The following is a 21536-nucleotide window of genomic DNA, read 5'->3' as shown; positions in this document are numbered from 1 at the left end:
CATCACGGCAATCCATTTTCGCTGCAACAGCGCTCAGGAATATCGACTCAACCAGCGCCTTAACAAGACAATAACCGGCAACGCAGCCAGCCCACCCAAGGCATCAGCAACCAAATCATCCAGGCCGGCTTGCCTCCCTTCGATAAAGAGCTGATGCAATTCATCTGCGGCACCCAATGCCACCACAATGATCCATACCGCTAACAAAGGCAACCGGACAAAAGCCAGCCCCGTAAGCACCCCGATAGTGCCAAAAGCGAAGAAATGCACCACTTTATCCCAAGGTGGAGGGAATAGAGACCCGGCCCCAGGTGCTTCACCGCCAATAAAAATGCCAGCAACCAAAAGGATCAGCATGCCCAGTGCAAGGTACTTCAGGCGTTTAAGTGTAATCAATAGCGTATTTCAGGTTATTAACAAATGAAGGCATCACGATGATTGGCCATGGAGAAGTCCCATGATGCTAGCATAGCCATGGACCAGCGACCATGCGTGATGCATGCAGAGTCTATGCCAGCAGTGTCATAGCAAAGTCACGATGATCATGCCCAATGTACATCACGAAGCAATATCCGCTGCGCCAATGACCAGGTTACGGCCCGCTTGCTTGGCGTGATATAGCGCCCGATCCGCCCGGGGCAATAACGCCTCGGCAAGCTCATCTTGCTCACGCTCTGCCACACCAGCACTGAAGGTGATGAGCACGCGCTCATTATTGAGCATGAAGAAATTACGTGTGAGGTCACGCTGGGCGCGCTTCATGATCTCGACCGCTTCTGCCTCCCCGGTGCCTGGCAGGATAATGATGAACTCTTCGCCACCATAGCGAGCCAGCACATCGGTGCTGCGCAATGACTCCTTGATCACCTTGGATAAATGTACCAGTGCCTTGTCGCCCGTGGCATGTCCAAGCTGATCATTCAAGTGCTTGAAATGGTCAATATCCATCATCGCCAGGCTCAAACGCGTGGCATGACGGTTGGCACGATCAAACTCGCGCTCAAGTGCCTGCTCCATACCTCGCCGGTTCAGGGTGCCGGTAAGGAAATCCTCGTGGGCAACTTCATTCACATGCTCCAGCTTGGCGGTCAGTTCCTGCACTAGGCGCTCAGACTCAATCACTCGCTGCTGGGTTTCCGTGAGTATCTCGCGCGACTGACGAATATTGAAGCTGATACTACGAGTATCTTCCAGCATGCGGTCAATCAAGGCATTCAACTCGACAATATCCTCTGCCGCTGTGATCTTCTGCTTGTAATGGTCGATTTTCTCCTGGTACTCATTGGTGCTGTCTACCAAGTCCGCCAAACGCCCAACAAATACTTCAGCCATCTTCTTCATCGAATCCCGTGCGTCCAGCAAGCGTGGCTTGAGTTGCCCTTGTTTGAAGATCAGCTCTTTCAGGCTACTTTCAGCGTCATAAAGCATATCCAGCGACAACGGCCTTTGCAGCAGCTCTTGCACGATCATGGTCTGTCCATGCAGCCATTGATCCTCCATCACTAGCTCGTTCATGCTAGTCGTCAGCAAACGTAGCAATTGCAACAAACCTTCATGAGTGCGCTGCTGGGTATCACCGTGCATTTCCAGCGTGAATAGCACTGACTTCAGTGTTTCTGCTTGTTTCAATACATCGTTTTCCGCATAGGCAATACGAATATCCTCCAGCAAGGCCTCGGCTTTTTGTGCCATTTCTGGCCATGCCGCAAGCTGGGGAATCACGATGAGCTTGATGGTACGCATCAGCATATTGCGCCAATGGTCTGCGATGCGGGCATAGTAGACACGTGCTGGCTCACGTTCGCTTTCCGTTGGAGCAGAAAATGCAGGCAGGCCTGTGGGATCCAATTGTGGTGCATCCTCCACCAGGTCCTCACTCATGCCTGCACCCCAAGAGCTTGCCAGGGCATGAACCTTCTGCGGCAATGCTGGGTCCTGCTCAAAATTGGTCAACAGGCGCTGCAAACCCTCGCGTTTGCGGCTAAGGGTCACGCCCTTGTGGCTGGCTTCCAGTTGCTTAAGCAAATGCCGCAATGCCGTGGGCCAAGTCACCTCCTCTTTCGCACCAGCCTGCGGCAACAAGTTACCTAGCTGTTCCTTGAAGCGGGCCCAATTGCCAGCATCCACAGACTGTTTGATCGCCTGTGCTGCCGCCAAGTATTTAGGACTTTGTACTCCAGCCACCAGCAATACTTCATTCAAGGCGTTGGCTAACTCATTGGCCTGATCAATGGATTTCACGCCAGCAATTTCGTCGTAAACGATACGGAAGTTATCTGGCGTGGGAGGTATTTTGCGCGAGGAAAGTTGTATCAGGGTCTGGCGCGCAATCTCAATGGCGGAGGCAGGTGCTTGCATGATCGCTCAATCTTCAAACAAATGGTGAAGCTGGCCATCATGGCCAAGAGACTGCCCCATGCAGTCATGGCGACTAGCATATCCCTAATCAGGGCAATGCAATATATGGATCAAACAGATTTTCACCCCGGAAATTCGCGAATTCGGGATAAAAGGGTCGCTAGAATAGCTGGCAGGCTTGACAACTCATGAGGGATAAACAGCCATCAGGCGCGCAACACAGCGCCAAGGTATAAACGCTAGGTGCCCGCTTGATGACTGGTGACTCACACAATGTTGTGAGGCAATAGTGTGCTACTTGGCACACTTTTCCTTTTTCTTGGTTTCGATTTCTTCCACCAAGCCGTCTTCAATTTCAACCTCGACACACGCACCAACAACCAGCGGGCCATGCTTTTCTTCAAGTTCGGTCTTTTTGGTCACATCCAGCTTACGCCCCGACACCACCCAAGTACCGATAGCAGTTTGTGGACGGCTTTCAATCACACCGTAAAACTCTTCTTCTGCAGCCTGGGTACTGAACGCCATCCCAGCGAGCAAGGCAGTAGCGAGACTTAAACATAGAGTTCTTTTCATGGCACATCTCCTCATGTAGATACAAAAAATATGTGAAAAAATGCACATATCCAGAGGAATAGTTCCCAAAAAATCCACTATTGTCAATTTTTGGCTAGACCGAACTCCTGTTCCAGTTGCTCAACCGGCTGCGGTTTGCCAAACAAGTATCCTTGATATTCCCGGCATCCATGTTGCTCTAGGAATAATTGCTGCTCGCGACTCTCCACCCCCTCCGCCACGACTTCAATATCCAGCCCGCGACCCAGAGCAATAATAGTTTGTACAATAGAAGCATCGTTGCTATCAATAAGCACATCGCGCACAAAAGAACGGTCAATCTTGAGTTGCGACAACGGCAATCGCTTCAAATAGGTCAGTGAAGAATAACCAGTACCAAAATCATCCATGGAGAAACTCACCCCCATGGCCTTTAGGGTATTCATCTTGATGATCATTTCCTCCACATTCTCCACCAGGGTGCTTTCCGTAAGCTCAAGCTTGAGATATTGCGGATTAGCCCCAGTTTCCTTGAGGATGGCAAACACGCGGTCAATGAAATCATGCTGATGAAGTTGGCGCGCACTCACATTGACAGAAAGGCACAAGCTGGCTGTTTCTTGCCTCCCAGCCCAAGCTACCAACTGCAGGCATGCGGTCTTGAGCACCCACTCCCCAATCGGAAGAATCAAGCCTGTTTCCTCAGCAAGCTCAATAAACGACACCGGCGCCAGCAAGCCTTGCTGCGGATGCTCCCAGCGTATCAATGCCTCTGCTCCAAGCAACTTTCCGTAGTGATCTACCTGGGGCTGGTAATACAAGCGCATCTCATCACGCCGCAAGGCCTGGCGTAAGTCCTCTTCCATCGCCGCCCGCTGGGTGATCAAGGCCTGCATGGCCGGGTCAAAGAAACGGAAGGTATTACGCCCAGCAGCCTTGGCCTCATACATCGCCACGTCCGCACGCTTCAGCAATTCCTCCACGGTCACTTGCTGATCATTGCAAAACATCGCCACGCCAATGCTGCAAGAGGAGTAATGTTCGTAGCCAGACAATTTAAATGGCTGACTTAAGGCTAATAAAATCTTGTCTGCCACAAGGCTGGCTTCCTGGGCTGCCTCGTTCACCTGCTCACTCAGGTTTTCCACGACGACGACAAACTCATCCCCTCCGAGACGAGCCACAGTATCTGTGATACGAACACTGCCAAGCAGGCGTTGCGCGACCTGCTCCAGCAGCATGTCACCAAAGTCATGGCCATGGGTGTCATTCAGTGTCTTGAAGTTGTCCAAATCAAGAAACAGCAAGGCGCCTGAACGACTCAGCCGCAATCCATTCAGCAATGCCTGCTCCAACCTGTCCAACAACAATAATCGATTGGGTAGGTTGGTTAGCATATCGTAGAAGGCCAGATGCTGGATTCTCCTCTCTGCGGCCTTACGCTCGGTAATATCACGCTCCACAGCCACCCAGTGGGTAAATACACCTGCGTTGTTCGCGATCGGCAGAATATCCATTTCCAGCCAGATTTCTTCGCCGTTTTTCTTGTAATTGATCAGCTCTGTACGAACAGACTCGCCCTGTTTGAGCAATGCCTTGACGCGCCGTAATTCTTCTATCTGCGTATTCGGCCCATTCAGCAATCCAGGATCGTGGCCTATCACCTCTGAAGCAGCATACCCCGTCAAACGCTCAAATGCCTTATTGGCAAAAATGATATGCGGGCTCTTGATGCCCTCCGGGTCTGCCTCGGCAATCAGCACAATATCATTTAGCCTGGCAATACTGGTCTCCAGTAGCTTGAGCTGCTCTTCAGCTTGATGCCGCTCGATCGCAATCCCGGCAATATGTGAACATGCACTCACCAAATCCATTTCACGCTGCTCAGGCACACGCACCTCACGAGCATAGACGGCAAATGTACCAAGCACTTGCTGGCTACGCGACAAGATAGGCATAGACCAACATGCACGCAAACCAAAACGCTTGGCCAGATCCCGGTAATCCTTCCACAAGGTATCCTGCTGGATATCGGAGACCACTACAGTTCGGCGCTCATAGGCAGCTGTACCGCAGGACCCTACTGTCGGCCCAATCTGCATGCCTTTGAGCTTATCCAAATAACGGCCAGGTAAATGAGGGGCAATGGCCCTACCCAGGACATTTGGCTGGTCAAGCAACATGATGGAACACAGCACGCCTGGATATTGTTTTTCTATCAGCCCTACCGTTGCCAGCAACACATCGTCTAGCTCTGCACCAGCGGCAATACGCTCCAATAAATATTGTTGTTCAACTTGCAGGTTTTCTTGACGCTTCTGCTGCGCAATATTTTCCACAACCTTGATTAGATTACGTGGACTTCCATCTGCGTTCTTGAGCAAGGTCGCGCTAATCCGCACCCAGATATGATGACCAGATTTAGTCCTGTAGCGCTTCTCAGCCACAGAGGAATCAATCTCGCCAGTCAACAACCGCTGTCGGTTATTTCGCGCGACTACCTTATCCCGCTCATCATCGAGATCGTGGCAATACAATTGCTTTAACTCATCTTCGGAATAACCCACCATCGCACAAAATGCCGGGTTCACTAGCAGAAAACGTCCGTCAATCCCCACCATGGCAATACCCGCAAGGGCACTATGAAAAGTCAGCCGCACCTGCTCCTGGCTAACCTTAAGCTCTTGCTCAACCAACTGCCGTTGGTGGATTTCAGCATGCAGGGCCTCGGTGCGCTCACGTACTTTTCGACGCATCTGCAAGTTCCACAGCAATACAAGGCCCGCGATCAATCCTACCAACCCCGCACCACCGGCAAACCACTTCATCAGGTACGAATTGTCTTTTTCTTCCTGCCAAATAAAGCCATCCAGGGAATAACCCGGCTCAATCAGGCCCAAGTCAGCAAAAATACGGGCGATGAACTCCCAGCGAGCACGTGACATACGGCCTAACTCAACCACATTCGGCAAGGTGAAGTGCTCCATCTCCTGAGCTTCATACAATAACTGCTTGAGGGTGGGGGTAGGTTTTCTGGCAGAGGGCATGCGCAAAATCAATTGCGCAATCTCGTGTGGGTTAGCAAGAGCATATTTCCAGCCCTTCAGACTAGCACGCACAAATGCGTCTACCCGTTGTGGATGCTGTTTTAACTCGGCCTCACTGGTAAACAGGGTGTCACCATAGAAATCAATACCAAAATCCATCGCCATCATCATGGAGGACTCAACACCAAGCTCGGTCATCCGCAAAGGCTCAACGGTGGCATAAGCAGAAATGGCATCTACTTTGTCCTCGAGCAGGTCTTCCAGTCTGCCACTCTGCGGCAGAATCGTTAATTCCTGCGGATCAATACCATGCTTGAGCAACAGTGCACGATGCTGTGCATCATGCCATGCGGTATTGGCAAGCATGACTCGCTTACCAACCAAATCGGCTGGACTGCGAATATGACTGGATTTCTTGCTGAGTAATACATGAGGAGGATGTTGGAAAATAGCAGCCAGGGCAACAATCGGCTGCCCTTGAATACGAGCGACCACAATCTCGGCATCTCCTACTCCATACTGGGCAACTCCTGATACCACCCTATCGACCGAGGAATGCTGCATATCAGCCTCAACGATCTCGACGTCAAGGCCTTCATCCCGATAATATCCCTGCGCCTGCGCAGCATAGTAGCCAGCGAACTGGAATTGGTGATACCACTTGAGTTGTAATCTGACTTTCTCCAGCGGCTCGGCAAACACCTGTCCGCTCACCAGTAGCAAAGACAGCAACATGACACGCATCACGACATGATGTATTGAATAGTCCATATTCCTTCTTCCCCACAGCAATCACGTCAACACGTCAGCTTATGGAAAATTTCCATGACAAAATCTTAATTCCAAGAGGAACACGAACCCATTTCTGCTCAGGATTTATCCGTAAACGTCACAACCAGCACATCCCGGTATGCTGGACTATTGGCATCAATCTGCTCAACTGGCGTCACGCCATGCATACACCGCTTGTCATCTACCAACGCCCAGTCCAAAGGATTGGTCAATGTAAAACTATCCAGCACACGCTTATCCAGGCTATGCAACGTGGTAGTGCCACTGGAAATATTGACGCGCTTGATCATCATCACCAAGACATAATCAACGCCATCGCGATGCACACCTTCTGGTGCAGGCTGACCGTGCTCTTTCTGGTTAGCCTCAATGCGGAACTGATGTGCCTCAATATGCCAACTCGCCTGTGGACGCAAGCGGCTAAATAAATCGCGGCTGAGCTGCAACACACCCTGCATGGTGTGCCCATGAATCAAATCCACAGGAATAGGCTCATAGATACGCGCAACACCGCCATTCAAAGAATTATATTCACGACTCTGGTAATGCGGCTGGTGCGGCTCCAGCACGATAGGGCCATTAGCATTTGCACTCAACGTCGCAAAACGACGGCGACGATAACGCCCGCCATCTGCCATATATTCATCCAGCGGCATCCCCTCCCAGCTGGCATCAAATGTCTGCCAATCCAGCAAGGCATCGGCGCTGGAAGCCAACAGCCATTGCTTTATTTGCTCTCCAGGCACAAAGCTGAATCCATCCATTGCGATCTTGTCGCAAAGGCCTAACGTATCATTTACCTGCATCAAAAGCTTTTCACTCATTCAAACTGCCGGGCGTTGGTTCTTCACATTGACAGGCATCCCAACATATCCTGCGATCTATCTAGCATATTAGCGAATCACGGCCATTCTTTGAAAAAAACTTATTGACAAACATCACTATATAACTAATTATTTAGTTATGAAAACTTCCGTTGATATTCCAGCCGAATGGCAAAACATTTCCAATCTCTTCGTTGCATTAGGCGATGCCCATCGTCAACGCATCCTGCTGTCGTTTGAACCGGGTGAGCGCCTGAGCATCGGCCAGATCGCAGCAGCTTCAACCCTGAGCCGCACCGCCATCACCCATCACCTCAAGGTGCTGGAGCAAGGTGGTGCATTACGCAGTGAAAAGGTAGGCAAAGAGGTCCTGTTTTCCATAGACAAAGACTGCATGCAAACCGCGCTGCAAAACGTACTCAACTATATCCAACAAGACATCTAACCCGGAGCACGCCATGTTATTGTCGTTCACCAGAGCTATTACGCGCCTGCTGTTTCGCATTGAGGTCTCAGGCCAGCAGCACATTCCTGCTGCCGAGAAGCTACTTATCATCAGCAATCATGAATCTTTTCTTGATGGCTTCCTGCTGGGATTATTCTTGCCGATTCACACCACGTTTGTTGTGCATACCACGGTACTCGACAACTGGTTCTTCCGTTGGGTATTGAGTTACGTTCCACATCTTGCGGTTGATACCAATAGCCCACTTGCAATGAAGAAAGTCATCCGCCTGCTCGAAGCCGGTGAGTCCGTCATGATTTTCCCGGAGGGACGCATTACACTGACCGGCAGCCTCATGAAAGTCTATGACGGCCCGGCCTTTGTCGCGGCCAAGACCGGGGCGACTATCCTGCCTGTACGCATTCGTGGGGCAGCTAAAAGTTGGTTCAGCCGTCTGGAGCGTGACTTCCCACGCCAGTTGTTCCCAAAAATCTCCCTGCACATCCTGCCAGCTACTTCCATCCCAATGCCAGAAGCCCCCAGTGCCAAGCAAAGGCGACGCTTGGCGGGTGAAAAGATGCAAGGCATCATGCAGCACATGATGTTTGCCTCCGAGCCAAGCAACACCTTGTATGGCTCCCTGCTTGATGCAATGAATACTTATGGCCGCAAACGCAAGTTGGTGGAGGATATGCAGCAGGTGGAAGAGGACTACGGCACCATCCTCAAGAAAAGTCTGGCGCTGGGGCGCATTGCCAGCAAGGTCAGTGAACAAGGTGAAATCATAGGCGTGCTGATGCCTAACGTCACCAATACGGTATGCCTCATTTTCGGCATGAGCGCATTAGGCCGCATCCCTGCCATGCTCAACTACACCGCTGGCACCAGCGGTATGCAGAACGCCTGCATCGCCGCCAATATCACCACCGTCATCACCTCGCGCAAGTTCCTGGAGACTGCAAAGCTGGTTGATACCGTCGAAAAACTGCACAACCTCAAGCTGGTTTACCTTGAGGATATGCGCAGCACATTCAGCCTCACGGATAAACTCTGGCTGATGCTCTATGCGCTGCGTTTTCCAAGACGCATTGCCCTGGCCCACAATCCCGATGCACCAGCGGTGGTGCTCTTTACCTCCGGCTCCGAGGGCAAGCCTAAGGGCGTAGTACACAGCCACCGCAGTATTCTTGCCAACATCGCACAGATCCGCGCCGTGATTGATTTCTCGCATCGAGACAAATTCATGATGGCATTGCCGCTGTTTCATGCCTTTGGCTTCACTTGTGGCGGCATCATGCCCTTGGTCTCTGGCAGCAAGGTATTCATCTACCCTTCACCGCTGCACTACCGCGTTATTCCCGAAGTGATTTACGACCGTGGATGCACGGCGCTGTTTGGCACCAGCACTTTCCTCGGCAACTACGCAAAATTTGCCCATCCTTATGACTTCTACAAGATGCGCTATGTCGTCGCCGGTGCGGAAAAACTTAGCAATGAAGTGCGCAAGACCTGGATGGACAAATTTGGCATTCGCATCCTCGAAGGTTATGGCGCAACCGAATGTGCCCCAGTGCTAGCCGTCAATACACCCATGGCCCAGCAGGCAGGCAGTGTCGGCATGTTATTGCCAGGGCTGGAACATCAACTGGACACAGTGCCCGGCATCGATAACGGCGGCCTACTCAAGGTCAAAGGGCCTAATGTCATGTTGGGGTATTACTTCTATGACAAACCAGGCCAATTGGTAACACCGCAAGATGGCTGGTACGACACTGGTGACATTGTCAGCGTTGATACCCGTGGTTTCGTCACCATCCAGGGGCGTGTGAAGCGCTTTGCCAAGGTCGCAGGCGAGATGGTGTCACTAGAAACAGTGGAAATGCTTGCCCAACACGCCTCTCCCGATCATCAACATGCGGCAACCACACAAACTGACACACAACGCGGCGAGAATATCGTGCTGTATACCACCGATGCCGCACTCGCCCGCGATGCGCTGGCCCATGCTGCTCGCCATTCTGGCAGCAGCGAGCTGGCGATTGCGCGTAAGATCATCGTGATCAAGGCCTTGCCACTACTAGGCACTGGCAAGATTGATTACGTCACTCTCAAGCAAATGGCAGAAAACGAAAGATAACCATGACCGCCCATGCCTCCTTGAACACGCAAACTTCACTGCTCAGCCGCGGCATGCTGGCGGTGATGACTGCCCAATTTCTCTCCGCACTTGCAGACAACGCCTTGCTGTTTGCCGCCATCGCCTTGCTCAAGGCGGGTAGCGCACCGGCATGGCAAGTGCCGCTGTTGCAAGAATTCTTTGTGATTGCCTACATCATCCTCGCACCATTTGCCGGGCCTTTCGCCGATACCTTGCCCAAGGGACGCGTGATGCTGATCGCCAACGGCATGAAGTTCCTTGGTGCCGCCGCCATGCTGACCGGCCTCAATCCCCTCTTGGCCTATGGCATGGTCGGCCTGGGTGCAGCAGCTTATTCCCCCGCCAAGTACGGCATTCTCAGCGAGCTGGTCGCAGTGGATAAACTGGTCAAGGCCAACAGCTTGATGGAAGGCTCAACCATTGTTGCCATTCTGCTCGGTGCGGTGCTGGGTGGCTGGCTCGCGGATTACTGGCTAGCCGGGGCACTTTACGCTGTTGCGGCCAGCTACCTGCTTGCGGCAACAATCAACCTCTTGATTCCAAGACTACCGCCATCGCATCCGCTCAGCACCTTTGCACCACTTGCGATGTGCCGCGATTTTATTCAAGCGACGCGCAAACTCATGCAGGATACAGATGCCAGGTTTTCCATTATCGGCACCAGCATTTTCTGGGGAGCAGGCAGCACCTTGCGCTTCCTGTTGGTGGCCTGGGTACCAGTCGCCCTGAATATTCAAGACCTCAGCACAGCCGCCAACCTTAGCGGCGCCGTCGCCATCGGCATCGCCCTTGGGGCGGTGGCTGCCGCACGTTGGGTCAGCTTGCGCAGCGTCAACCGCGCCTTACCGGCCGGTGTGTTGATCGGCTTGGTGATCGTGGCATTTGCCTATAGCAGCAATCTTTACATCGCGATTGCCTGGTTACTGCTGATCGGCTTTCTCGGTGGCTTTTATGCCGTCCCGCTCAATGCATTGCTACAAGAAAGAGGCCATGCTTCGGTTGGTGCCGGCCATGCTATCGCCATCCAGAACCTGTTCGAGAACATCAGCATGCTGTTAATGATGGGACTCTACATCCTACTGAGCAAACAACAATTCCCGGTCATCCCGATTACCGTGACCATAGGTAGCTTGGTATTTGTGGCGATTGGTACGCTGGCTTGGTTGCGTATCAGGCAAACAGGCAAGTAGGCCCCCTCCTACATATCATTCAGCCGATGGCTGAATCTGCTGCTGAGCTAAAGCGACTATATTGCCAACACCTCATTACTTGACCAAGGAGAGCACCATGAAAAAATTCACTGCGTTCCTGATGTTGTGCGGACTCATCGCATTGACTGGCTGTAACACCATGAAGGGCGCTGGGCAGGATATCCAGCGTGGTGGAGAAAAGCTGGAAAACGCCGCTGATCGCAATAAATAAGCGTTATTTCGTTCACGCTCATGATTTTCATGAGCTGGTTTTAATGACTGGCACGCATGTCAAGCTTACCGGGCAAGCGTAGAGTTTGGTTCACGTTCTGCAGTTTGCAAAACGGTTACAACCCCGAACCATAGAACTACTTAAAGGAGCTTTATCATGTGGACCAAGCCAGAAGTGACCGAAATGCGTTTCGGCTTTGAAGTAACTATGTACGTTTGCAATCGCTAAGATTGTTGCAGTACATGAACTGAATGGGAGCTTAATGCTCCCATTTGCTTTTATAGCTTCTGCTACGTCTTAAACCATTCCTGCAAAAAATCTGCAAAGCTCCGCACCATCAGGGAAGCCTGCCTATGCTGCGGATATAGCGCATACACAGCACCAATATCAGCAGTGTACTCGCGCAGGATTGGCAACAACTCCCCCCGCTCTAGCGCTTTTTTCACGTAAAACTCCGGCAAGCCTACAATGCCTAACCCAGCTACTGCCGCCTCACACATGACCTCGCCATGGTTGGAGCGCAATACCGGATGCACTTGCAGCTTGATTTGCTCACCTGCATCCATGAACACCCATTCCCCCGCACGTGCCGTGATACAGCGGTGTTGTCCTAGCTGGGTGGGGGATTGTGGTGCGCCATATTGAGCTAGGTAAGCTGGGCTACAGCAATAAATCAGTGCTGACCCCATCAACTTGCGCGCTACCAATCCGTCATCCGGCTGCTTGGTAATGCGGATCACCATGTCATATCCCTCGCCTATGACATCCACCATGCGGTTATCCACGTCCAGCACCACTTCCAGCTTGGGATGTAGCTGCATGAAGTGATTCAAGGCAGGCGACAGCACCATACTGGCGAATGACACCGGGGCAGAGATACGCAACAAGCCACGTAGCTTCCCGGTACTATTCGAGATGGCCTGTTCTGCTTCATCAATCTCCTGCAAGATAGCGAGACAACGCGTAAAGAACTCACGACCCAGCTCGGTCAGTGATAGCTTGCGCGTGGTGCGATGCAACAAACGCGCACCTAGTCTTTCCTCAAGCTCCATCACCCGGCGGCTAACCAGTTGCTTACTGATTCCCAAGCGGGTGGCTGCGATGGTGAAATTACCGCCTTTCACCACTTCAACATAAATACGCATTTGTTCAAGCTGATTCATATTGTCAACTTATAATGGACAGTTTTACCAATAAAAACCGGATTATCAATTTATCATCCACAAAATACAATGTTTCCATCTTCTCAACAACATCCAAGGAAACATCATGACCACGACAAACTTCACCACGCTCATTGGCCGTGCACTACTGGCAGCAATCTTCATCATCAGCGGTTTCGGCAAGCTGGCAGACCCTACTGGCACTATCGCCTTCATCAGCAGCACGGGTGCCCCATTGCCCGAACTGGGTTATGCCATTGCCCTGCTGGTAGAGCTGGGCCTGGCCACCGCATTATTGATTGGCTATCGTGCACGCCTGGTGGCACTACTGATCGCCCTATTTACATTGGCCACTGCTTTCATGTTCCATTTCGACTTGAATAACCAAATGCAGACCATCATGTTCCTCAAGAACCTGGCGATCACTGGTGGCCTATTGCAAATCGCAGCACACGGTGCAGGCGGGTTGAGCGTAGATGCCTATCGCCGCTAGCAGCAGTACCCTCGCCACCGGGCCTCTGGCACGGTGGATCAACCCTGTTCATACTCGTGGCATGTAATACATATCAGCCAGAGCCAACTAAGGTAAACCGAGGAAGGAACAACGCCTCAAGATAGGAGTAATTGCATGAGCACTTTATTCATTTCGCACGGCGCACCCTCCCTGGTACTTGAGCCAGGGAAAACAGGTGACTTGCTCGCAGCGCTGGGGCAATCCTTGCCGCGTCCAGAAGCTATCCTGGCCGTCTCCGCACATTGGGATACCCAGCAACCGCGCATTAGTACTGCACCGCATCCAGAAACCATCCATGATTTCGGTGGTTTCCCGCCTGCCATGTACGAGATGCAATACCCCGCTCAGGGTGCACCTGAACTGGCCCAGGGTGTTGCAGAAAAACTCGCGCTACATAACATCCCGGTCAATATAGACCCCATTCGGGGTTTGGATCATGGGGCATGGGTGCCCTTGATGTTGATGTATCCCGATGCCGACATCCCTGTTACCCAGCTTTCCATACAAAGCCATGCCGGGCCACGGGCACACTATGCGCTTGGCCAGGTATTGGCCAGCCTACAGTCGCAGAAATTGATGCTCATGTGCTCAGGTGCCATCACGCATAACCTGCATGATTTCTTCACCGCAGACCGTCATGCAGAGGCACTGCATTATGTTCAGGCGTTCAGTGATTGGATGGCGGAGAAAATAGCCGAGAATGACATTGAATCCCTGCTGAATTACCGCAAGCTAGCACCCGGTGGCATACGGGCACACCCGCATGAAGATCATCTCATGCCACTGTTTGTTGCTTTGGGTGCCGCCGCAGGCAAACACAGCACGCGCCACCAGCCTGAAACAACCTACGGCTTCTTGGCCATGGATGCTTATCTATGGCCATGATGTGCCGACAAGGCTTGTATTGGCATAATGGAGTCATTACGATACGCGTTTACAATTAGTCCTTTTTCACAGTCAGCATGCGCATACTTGTCGTTGAGGATCATCCAGACATCCTGGCCAATATCATGGATTATCTGGCCTTGCACGGGCATCAGGTAGATTGCGCACAGGATGGTGTCACGGGCCTGCATCTAGCAGTTACGCAGACTTTCGATATCATCGTGCTGGATGTCATGCTGCCAGGGATGGATGGATACCAATTCTGCAAGCGCTTGCGTGATGATGCTCGCATGGATACACCCATCATCATGCTTACAGCGCGCGATGCCTTGCCAGACCGACTGCAGGGCTTACGCGCAGGAGCCGATGATTACCTGCTTAAACCATTTGCCCTGGCCGAATTGGCTGCGCGTATAGAAACCATCGTGCGACGGAGCCAGCGCCGAAGCCATACATTATTAAGTGTTGCTGACCTGGAATACGATCTTGATACCCTGCATGTCAGCCGTGCTGGTGTTGCATTGCGCCTCAACCCGATCTGCCTGAAGCTATTGCAGGTGTTGATGCAGCGTAGCCCGGCCATCGTGCGGCGCCAGGCCCTGGAGGAGCTGGTTTGGGGAGATCACGTACCAGAAAGCGACAGCCTGCGTACGCACATGCACCAGCTGCGCACCATTGTCGACAAACCATTCGATACACCGCTGATCCACACCCTGCGCGGTATCGGCTACCAGCTTTCCGAACACCATGTTTAAGCATTGGTCGCTGCGGGCGCACATCATGCTCGCCTTCCTGTTACTCACGTTGACAGTCAGTGGGTTATTTTCGCTCTCCATGGTGCAGATGTTTTTCTTCCTGGAAGAAAAACTGGTTACGCAAGACCTAGCCCATATGCTGCCGCTGTATCAAAAAAATCAGGCTCATTGGCAGAACGACCCAGCCTTGCAGTTTTTCGCCTCCAACGACATTCACCACCCGATTCCCGCCAAATTTAGTCACCTGAAAGATGGCTACAACGAGATCGTCGATGAGCGAGGTATTTTCTATGCTTACAAAGCAACTCAGCAAGGTGAGGAATATATCGTTGTACAAGAACAACAGGATTTTGAGGAGCTGGAAGAACATATCTTCAATGGCATAGCAGCAGGCTTTGTTTTCAGCCTGCTGCCCGCAGCTTGGTTGGGCTGGTTCCTGGCGCGACGTATCACGACGCCTATCCGTCGACTGGCCAGAGATGTAGGTAAGGATCCGTTACATCCCACGGCTACACATGAAAACTATGGCAACAATGAAGTCGGGCAATTAGCCACAGTACTCAATGACACGCTGGAAAAACTCAGGCAATCGCTACGCCGCGAACGCTTGTTCACCAGTGACGTCAGCCATGAGCTACGCACCTCATTGATGGTGATCAGCACCTCATGCGAAGTCATGTTGGCCAACCCGGCCTTGCAGGAAGCGCAGCGGGGACAATGGTCGCGCATTCACGGTGCGTGCCTAGACATGATCAGCCTGGTAGAAACCTTTCTCGCCCTGGCTCGCGAGGAACACCAGGAAACTGCCACCCGCGCCATCACCACTGCCGAATGCGCCCAGGTGCAATACGAGAAATGGCTACCGGAATTCAACAAGAAAGGCCTGCGACTTGAATTCGTAGCGCATGTACATTCAAACACCCGCTACAACCAAGTGTTCCTGGAAACCGTCATGTCTAACCTTTTGCGCAATGCTCTGCATTACACCGAGCAAGGCCACGCCCGCCTCATCGTGGATGCACATGGCTTTACGATTGAGGATAGCGGTGTCGGCATTGCAGCAGAACACCAAGCCCTCATCCTCAGCCCATTCACGCGGGGACCAACTGCCCGCGGCAATGGCCTTGGTCTTGGCTTATCGCTGGTAGAGCGCATCTGCCAGCGGCAACAATGGACACTACACATCACATCGCGCCCGCAAGAAGGCAGTATTTTCCAGATACGGCTTGCGCCTTAACATAAATTTAACATTGTTATGACCATCACTTAACGCCACCTCATTCACTATTGCATCTGATAACAATTATCAAATTCATCTCGATTTAGTTGCTACATATTAAGCAGCAGATCGACTTCGATATTTCAATTGGGAGTTTTCAGATGCAACACCGTCCTTGCTCATTCCGGGTCAAACCCGCTGTCGCGTGTATCGCGATGGCTTTTAGCTGCATGTCTGCACACGCCGCCGATGACAGCGCCACCACGTTGCCGGAAGTGCAAGTGGTCGAAAAAGCCGAACACGCGATCACCCAAGGCTACGTTATCAAGCGCAGCCGCACTGCCACACGTACCGACACCGAGCTGCGTGACATTCCGCAATCGCTCACCGTTGCTACACCTGAACTGATGCGCGACCAGGCCGTGCAAAATCTTGCTGATGTTGTACGTTATGTCCCAGGCGTAGGCGCAGCCCAGGGTGAAGGCAACCGCGAGACTTTCATCTTCCGCGGCATGACCACCACTGGCGATTTCTTCATTGATGGCGTGCGTGATGATGTGCAATATTATCGCGACCTCTACAACATCGAACGCGTTGAGGTGCTGAAAGGGCCAAACGGCATGACCTTTGGTCGCGGCGGTGCTGGCGGTCTGATCAACCGGGTAAGCAAGGAAGCTGGCTGGACTGATATCCGCCAAGTCTCCCTGCAATACGGCATGTTCGACCAGGCGCGCGGTACAGTGGATTACAACCAAGCGATCAATGACGCCGCCGCCATACGTATCAACGCCATGTATGAAGATGGCAACAGTTACCGTGATGGCGTATCACTTGAACGCAAAGCCATCAACCCAACCATCACCCTGAAACCTAGCGACAAAACCAAAATCGTTTTAGGGGTGGAATACTTCAAGGATGAACGCACTGCTGACCGCGGCATTCCTTCTTTCAACGGCCGCCCGGTCGACACCAAGGATTCCACCTTCTTCGGCAATGCCCGCAAGAGCCCAACCCACACCGAAGTCAGCGCTTTCAATGCTTTGCTTGAACATGCGTTCGACAATGGCATCATTCTGCGCAACCGCACGCGTTATGCGGATTACAACAAGTTTTACCAGAATGTGTTTGCTGGTAGCGCCGTCAGTAATAGTGGCACATTGAGTCTATCCGCCTACAACAATGCCACCGAGCGCGATAGCTTGTTCAACCAGACTGACTTCATCTACAAGGCCACCACTGGCAGCGTAGAACATGAGCTGATGTCTGGTGTGGAACTGAGCCGCCAGGTGACAACCAACTTCCGCGAGACGGGCTATTTTAATAATAGTGCCACCAGCACTACCGTCTCGCTCGCTAACCCTACCACCAATCTGCCAGTGACTTTCCGCCAAAGCACGACCGATGCTGACAACCACACCGTCACCACAACCCAGGCCGTGTATTTCCAGGACCAGATCAAGTTCAATGAGCAATTCCAAGCCATTGTTGGCCTGCGTTATGACGATTTCGACACGGATTACCGCAACGACAGGTTGGCCTCCGGGGCTGCCAACCACAAGATCAAGACCAGTGATGACCTGTGGGCACCACGCGCTGCCGTGATCTATAAACCATTGGCAGCACTGTCGCTGTACACAAGCTACAGCGAAGCCTATGTACCACAAGGTGGTGACCAGCTTTCCGGCCTGACTGCTGATAACAAGAGCTTCGATCCCGAGAAATTCAAGAACTACGAAATCGGTGCCAAGTGGGATATCACCCCTGAGCTAGCGTTCACCGCCGCCGTGTACAAACTGGAGCGCCTCAATCAGGTCACCAATGATCCTGTCGTCACGGGCCAATTCATCAAGATTGATGGGCAGGAAAGCAAAGGCATTGAGCTGGGTTTGAATGGCAAGCTCACCTCCGCCTGGAGCGTGGCTGGTGGCTATGCTTACCAGGATGCGGAAATTTCCAGCCAGGTGGGTGCCAACAGCAGCAGCTCTCGCATTCTGACCGGTACCGATGTTGGCCTGGTGCCACGTCACTCCTTCTCGCTATGGAACCGTTACGACATCAACGAGACATGGGGCGTTGGCCTGGGCATCATTAGCCGCAGCGAAATGTATGCCGCTACACCCACAGCCACCACTTCGGTGACACTGCCTGGCTACACCCGCCTTGATGGCGCGGTGTTCGCCCAGCTAGACAAAAATCTGCGCCTGCAAATCAACGTGGAAAACCTGCTTAATAAGGACTACTACTTGTATGCGCATAATGCCAACAACATCACTCCAGGCGCACCTACCCTGGCCAGAGCGACCTTGATCTATAACTTCTGATCGACACAGATCTGTATTGTAAAGTAGTTGGTTAAGACGGGCCGGCATCTGATGATGTCGGCCTTTTTTATGGATGCCTGATCAGTGACTGGAATAGCATTCAGCACAGACAGCCACCAGCGTCACCATGTGAGTTAGCAACGCTCACGAATTCACAGAGACTACGATGCAACGTGGTAGCAATAAACAGCGACATTGCCGCGTAATAGTTTGCCTTACAGGCATCTTGAGAAAGTAAGATAGGCAGGCCCAATCCCACCAGCATATCTGCCCTATTTTTTATTGGCAGCTTCTGGCAACACAAAGCCCTTGGGCAACAAGACCCACATGCGTCCTTCCTGCTTCATGGCTCCTGCCTGCTGACCTGCAGCATCGCCCGCTCCCCAGAAGAAGTCGGCACGCACGCCACCTTTGATCGCACCACCGGTATCCTGTGCCAACACCAGGCGATTAAGAGGAGTACTGCTATTCGGATAGGTGGTCGCGAGGAATACCGGCGCACCTAGCGGAATAAACTTGGGATCAACCGCAATGACACGTTCTGCCAAGATAGGTACGCCCAATGCGCCCAGGGGGCCAGGCAGGTTAGGCGGCAATTCACGGAAGAAGACATAGCTGGGGTTGGTATTAAGCAATTCCTGCAACTTAGCAGGGTTTTGTCGCCCCCATTGCTTGATGCCTTGCATGGAAGCCTTATCCAGCGTGAGCTCGCCACGCTCGACCAAAGTACGGCCTATGGATTGATAGCTCATGCCATTCTGGTCAGCATAGCCAACATGAACGGCCTCGCCATTATCCAGCTGTACCAAGCCGGAACCCTGCACTTGCAGGAAGAATAATTCCACTGGGTCATTAACCCACAGCAGCTCACGGCCTGCCACTGGCGCCATGCCATTTTCTATCTCTGCGCGCGTGTAATAGGGCACCAACTTGTTGCCGACAACACGACCACGCACGCGCTTATTGGCGAGCTCTGGAAACAGACCGGCCAATTCCACAGTGATCAGATCATCCGGGCGGGCATAGAGTGGATAGCGATATTGTGCCGTCTTGACGCGGCTCCCCTTGAGTAGGGGTTCGTAATAGCCTGTGACTAAACCAGCGTCACGCCCTTCCTGGGTCGTTGCCTGGTAGACATTGAAATATTGCTGGAAATAAGCCTGCACCTGCGACTCGGCAGGGCGCTGCGGCAAGCGCGTAGCCGCCTCACACGCCGCCTGCCATGGTTGGCGGTTTTTCAAGGTATTACACCCTAGCAACCAGGCTGGCCAGGCGGCACTGAGCTGTGCCTGTTCGAATCCAGCCAGGTCTTGCCAATGCGCAGGCTTAAGCAAGCCATAATCAGGAATCTTGCTGGTAGGCACTTGTGTAGCCGGTGGTTGCTTGGGCTGCTCAGGAACAGGCGAGGAGGGCGCTGGCAATTCCAGACACTGGCAGGGTTGCTCCACCTTGACGTGCTGATGCCCGCCGCAGGCGGTTAACAAGAATGCCAATAGCCATGCTTGCTTACGCAAGCCATAAAAAAAGATGTTCATGAATCAGTGCAATACGCGCGGCATATTGAGTGTAAAAGGCGCGATCTCGCTATCGAACTGCGTGCCATCTTCCGCCGTGATGTGATAGAAACCGCGCATCTCACCCACTGGCGTACTCAGCATGGTACCGCTGGTATATTGAAAATGTTCGCCAGGCTGAAGCAATGGCTGCTGACCAATGACACCCAGGCCACGTACTTCCTGTGTTTTGCCCTCTGCATCGGTGATGATCCAGTGACGACTGATCAATTGCGCCGCCACATTACCGATATTCTCGATCCGCACGGTATAGGTGAACACATAGCGGTTTTGCTCTACATCGGATTGATCAGGCACAAACGCTGTCTCCACCTTCACAGAAAATGCATAGCGCTTGTCCTTGGTCATTTGTTTTCCTTATCCTAGGCTTATCCAATCAAGCCGCTGGTAGGCGAGCTAGGCGAAGCGGAGTAGAGCTTGCGTGGCATACGTCCAGCCAAGAAGGCTTCGCGGCCAGCTTCTACGGCTTTCTTCATGGCACCTGCCATTAGCACCGGGTCTTTTGCTGCGGCAATCGCAGTGTTCATGAGCACGCCCTGACAGCCTAACTCCATGGCAATCGCGGCATCTGAGGCCGTACCCACTCCGGCATCGACCAACACAGGAATCTTGGCATTCTCGATAATGATCTGCAAATTCCACGGATTGAGAATACCCATGCCAGAACCAATCAGCGATGCCAGCGGCATCACCGCGGCACAGCCCATCTCTTCAAGCTGCTTGGCAATGATAGGGTCGTCAGAACAATAGACCATGACATCGAAACCATCCTTGATCAGCGTTTCCGCCGCCTTGATGGTTTCCAGCATATTAGGGTAGAGCGTGTTGGGATCGCCCAGCACCTCAAGCTTAACCAGTTTGTGGCCATCCAACAATTCGCGAGCTAGGCGCAGGGTACGCACGGCATCGTCTGCGCTGTAACAGCCTGCCGTATTCGGCAGGTAAGTAAATTCTTCCGGCGGCAGGTAATCAAGCAAGGAGGGCTCGCCTGCATTCTGGCCAATATTGGTACGGCGGATTGCCACCGTGATAATCTCGGCACCGCTGGCATCAATCGCCGCGCGCGTCTGCTCAAAATCCTTGTATTTACCAGTACCCACCAGCAAGCGAGAGTTGTAACTCTTGCCCGCAATATTCAATGTATCCATTTAACCGCCTCCTACTGCGCCCACGATTTCAAGTTTGTCATCATTACTCAGCACCGCTTCGGCAAAACTGCCGCGCGGCACGATCTCACCGTTGCGCTCAATCGCAAGACGCTTGCCGGTCAGCCCCAGCTTTTCTACCAGGTCGCCCACCGTGAGCCGTTCAACATCGAACTGCCGTGGATTTCCATTGATGGTCAGATGAATCAATTGATACTACCTTAAAGAAGTTACCTTCACTGCTCAAAGCGGCTAAGTGCTTAAGTGAAATGAACGATATAGAGATGAGCAGCTCCGCTGCCAACAGAGCGATATTTTACGTAGGTTAATGGGTAATTAGCAAACCAGAAGCATAATCA

General features: G+C 52.4%; 20 protein-coding genes. 10 read left to right on the top strand and 10 right to left on the bottom strand.

Features of this window, described 5'->3' with window-relative positions; genetic code table 11:
* Nucleotides 1-33: 33 nt before the first annotated feature.
* From LG202_RS11300 to LG202_RS11280, 5 genes are all read right to left on the bottom strand, one after another.
* Nucleotides 34-396: a VanZ family protein gene (locus tag LG202_RS11300; protein WP_230348475.1), complete on the bottom strand. Its 363-nt coding sequence runs from the start codon at nt 394-396 to the stop codon at nt 34-36.
* A 162-nt stretch (nt 397-558) separates the two neighbouring features.
* Nucleotides 559-2358, bottom strand: coding sequence for a GGDEF domain-containing protein (locus LG202_RS11295; protein WP_230348474.1), 1800 nt, complete (start codon nt 2356-2358; stop codon nt 559-561).
* A gap of 294 nt (nt 2359-2652) precedes the next feature.
* Nucleotides 2653-2934, bottom strand: a complete 282-nt coding sequence (locus tag LG202_RS11290; RefSeq protein WP_230348473.1) for a DUF5666 domain-containing protein — start codon at nt 2932-2934, stop codon at nt 2653-2655.
* 83 nt (nt 2935-3017) lie between these two features.
* Nucleotides 3018-6731, bottom strand: coding sequence for an EAL domain-containing protein (locus LG202_RS11285; protein ID WP_230348472.1), 3714 nt, complete (start codon nt 6729-6731; stop codon nt 3018-3020).
* A gap of 98 nt (nt 6732-6829) precedes the next feature.
* Nucleotides 6830-7576 carry a 2OG-Fe dioxygenase family protein gene (locus LG202_RS11280; protein WP_230348471.1) on the bottom strand — a complete coding sequence of 249 codons (747 nt, stop codon included), beginning with the start codon at nt 7574-7576 and terminating at the stop codon, nt 6830-6832.
* A 139-nt stretch (nt 7577-7715) separates the two neighbouring features.
* On the opposite strand from LG202_RS11280, the gene LG202_RS11275 reads away from it, so the two are divergent.
* The 5 genes from LG202_RS11275 (at nt 7716) to pqqA (ending at nt 11829) form a co-directional block, all read left to right on the top strand.
* Nucleotides 7716-8021, top strand: a complete 306-nt coding sequence (locus LG202_RS11275) for an ArsR/SmtB family transcription factor (RefSeq protein ID WP_230348470.1) — start codon at nt 7716-7718, stop codon at nt 8019-8021.
* Between the two features lie 13 nt (nt 8022-8034).
* A complete protein-coding gene (gene aas, locus LG202_RS11270) occupies nt 8035-10158 on the top strand; it encodes a bifunctional acyl-ACP--phospholipid O-acyltransferase/long-chain-fatty-acid--ACP ligase (RefSeq protein ID WP_230348469.1) in 2124 nt (707 codons plus the stop codon).
* A gap of 2 nt (nt 10159-10160) precedes the next feature.
* Complete coding sequence (gene lplT, locus LG202_RS11265; protein ID WP_230348468.1) at nt 10161-11369, top strand: lysophospholipid transporter LplT; 1209 nt, start codon at nt 10161-10163, stop codon at nt 11367-11369.
* A 97-nt stretch (nt 11370-11466) separates the two neighbouring features.
* A complete protein-coding gene (locus tag LG202_RS11260; RefSeq protein WP_230348467.1) occupies nt 11467-11601 on the top strand; it encodes an entericidin A/B family lipoprotein in 135 nt (44 codons plus the stop codon).
* A 156-nt stretch (nt 11602-11757) separates the two neighbouring features.
* Nucleotides 11758-11829, top strand: coding sequence for a pyrroloquinoline quinone precursor peptide PqqA (gene pqqA / locus LG202_RS11255; RefSeq protein ID WP_081774944.1), 72 nt, complete (start codon nt 11758-11760; stop codon nt 11827-11829).
* 62 nt (nt 11830-11891) lie between these two features.
* Here pqqA and LG202_RS11250 read toward each other — a convergent pair whose 3' ends face one another.
* On the bottom strand, nt 11892-12764 hold the full coding sequence (locus tag LG202_RS11250; protein ID WP_230348466.1) for a LysR family transcriptional regulator: 873 nt from the start codon (nt 12762-12764) through the stop codon (nt 11892-11894).
* Nucleotides 12765-12870: 106 nt separating this feature from the next.
* On the opposite strand from LG202_RS11250, the gene LG202_RS11245 reads away from it, so the two are divergent.
* The 5 genes from LG202_RS11245 (at nt 12871) to LG202_RS11225 (ending at nt 18458) form a co-directional block, all read left to right on the top strand.
* Nucleotides 12871-13257 (top strand): DoxX family protein, encoded by a 387-nt coding sequence (locus tag LG202_RS11245; RefSeq protein ID WP_230348465.1) that lies wholly within the window; start codon nt 12871-12873, stop codon nt 13255-13257.
* A gap of 135 nt (nt 13258-13392) precedes the next feature.
* Nucleotides 13393-14163 (top strand): DODA-type extradiol aromatic ring-opening family dioxygenase, encoded by a 771-nt coding sequence (locus tag LG202_RS11240; RefSeq protein WP_230348464.1) that lies wholly within the window; start codon nt 13393-13395, stop codon nt 14161-14163.
* A 77-nt stretch (nt 14164-14240) separates the two neighbouring features.
* On the top strand, nt 14241-14918 hold the full coding sequence (locus tag LG202_RS11235; protein ID WP_230348463.1) for a response regulator transcription factor: 678 nt from the start codon (nt 14241-14243) through the stop codon (nt 14916-14918).
* Nucleotides 14911-16155 carry a sensor histidine kinase gene (locus LG202_RS11230; RefSeq protein WP_230348462.1) on the top strand — a complete coding sequence of 415 codons (1245 nt, stop codon included), beginning with the start codon at nt 14911-14913 and terminating at the stop codon, nt 16153-16155. Before LG202_RS11235 ends, LG202_RS11230 begins: the two co-directional genes overlap by 8 nt.
* Nucleotides 16156-16367: 212 nt before the next feature.
* Nucleotides 16368-18458 (top strand): TonB-dependent receptor, encoded by a 2091-nt coding sequence (locus LG202_RS11225; protein WP_230348461.1) that lies wholly within the window; start codon nt 16368-16370, stop codon nt 18456-18458.
* 272 nt (nt 18459-18730) lie between these two features.
* On the opposite strand, the gene mltA is transcribed toward LG202_RS11225, so the two are convergent.
* From mltA to thiS, 4 genes are read right to left on the bottom strand one after another with little or no spacing between them, the layout of a single operon-like run.
* A complete protein-coding gene (gene mltA / locus LG202_RS11220; protein WP_230348460.1) occupies nt 18731-19993 on the bottom strand; it encodes a murein transglycosylase A in 1263 nt (420 codons plus the stop codon).
* Between the two features lie 3 nt (nt 19994-19996).
* Complete coding sequence (apaG, locus tag LG202_RS11215) at nt 19997-20380, bottom strand: Co2+/Mg2+ efflux protein ApaG (RefSeq protein WP_230348459.1); 384 nt, start codon at nt 20378-20380, stop codon at nt 19997-19999.
* Nucleotides 20381-20400: 20 nt separating this feature from the next.
* Nucleotides 20401-21180 carry a thiazole synthase gene (locus tag LG202_RS11210; RefSeq protein WP_230348458.1) on the bottom strand — a complete coding sequence of 260 codons (780 nt, stop codon included), beginning with the start codon at nt 21178-21180 and terminating at the stop codon, nt 20401-20403.
* Nucleotides 21181-21387, bottom strand: a complete 207-nt coding sequence (gene thiS / locus LG202_RS11205; protein WP_230348457.1) for a sulfur carrier protein ThiS — start codon at nt 21385-21387, stop codon at nt 21181-21183.
* Between the last annotated feature and the right edge of the window lie 149 nt (nt 21388-21536).

The organism is Methylobacillus methanolivorans (assembly GCF_054588515.1).
The sequence above is the reverse complement of the archived record's forward strand: the minus strand, read 5'-3'. Positions and strand labels throughout refer to the sequence as shown.

Bases quoted from the DNA above. Each gene is read 5' to 3' on its own strand.
- LG202_RS11295 (WP_230348474.1), bottom strand. From the start codon at position 2,358: ATGCAAGCACCTGCCTCCGCCATTGAGATTGCGCGCCAGACCCTGATA.
- LG202_RS11290 (WP_230348473.1), bottom strand. From the start codon at position 2,934: ATGAAAAGAACTCTATGTTTAAGTCTCGCTACTGCCTTGCTCGCTGGG.
- LG202_RS11285 (WP_230348472.1), bottom strand. From the start codon at position 6,731: ATGGACTATTCAATACATCATGTCGTGATGCGTGTCATGTTGCTGTCT.
- LG202_RS11280 (WP_230348471.1), bottom strand. From the start codon at position 7,576: ATGAGTGAAAAGCTTTTGATGCAGGTAAATGATACGTTAGGCCTTTGC.
- LG202_RS11275 (WP_230348470.1), top strand. From the start codon at position 7,716: ATGAAAACTTCCGTTGATATTCCAGCCGAATGGCAAAACATTTCCAAT.
- aas (WP_230348469.1), top strand. From the start codon at position 8,035: ATGTTATTGTCGTTCACCAGAGCTATTACGCGCCTGCTGTTTCGCATT.
- lplT (WP_230348468.1), top strand. From the start codon at position 10,161: ATGACCGCCCATGCCTCCTTGAACACGCAAACTTCACTGCTCAGCCGC.
- LG202_RS11260 (WP_230348467.1), top strand. From the start codon at position 11,467: ATGAAAAAATTCACTGCGTTCCTGATGTTGTGCGGACTCATCGCATTG.
- LG202_RS11250 (WP_230348466.1), bottom strand. From the start codon at position 12,764: ATGAATCAGCTTGAACAAATGCGTATTTATGTTGAAGTGGTGAAAGGC.
- LG202_RS11245 (WP_230348465.1), top strand. From the start codon at position 12,871: ATGACCACGACAAACTTCACCACGCTCATTGGCCGTGCACTACTGGCA.
- LG202_RS11240 (WP_230348464.1), top strand. From the start codon at position 13,393: ATGAGCACTTTATTCATTTCGCACGGCGCACCCTCCCTGGTACTTGAG.
- LG202_RS11235 (WP_230348463.1), top strand. From the start codon at position 14,241: ATGCGCATACTTGTCGTTGAGGATCATCCAGACATCCTGGCCAATATC.
- LG202_RS11230 (WP_230348462.1), top strand. From the start codon at position 14,911: ATGTTTAAGCATTGGTCGCTGCGGGCGCACATCATGCTCGCCTTCCTG.
- LG202_RS11225 (WP_230348461.1), top strand. From the start codon at position 16,368: ATGTCTGCACACGCCGCCGATGACAGCGCCACCACGTTGCCGGAAGTG.
- mltA (WP_230348460.1), bottom strand. From the start codon at position 19,993: ATGAACATCTTTTTTTATGGCTTGCGTAAGCAAGCATGGCTATTGGCA.
- apaG (WP_230348459.1), bottom strand. From the start codon at position 20,380: ATGACCAAGGACAAGCGCTATGCATTTTCTGTGAAGGTGGAGACAGCG.
- LG202_RS11210 (WP_230348458.1), bottom strand. From the start codon at position 21,180: ATGGATACATTGAATATTGCGGGCAAGAGTTACAACTCTCGCTTGCTG.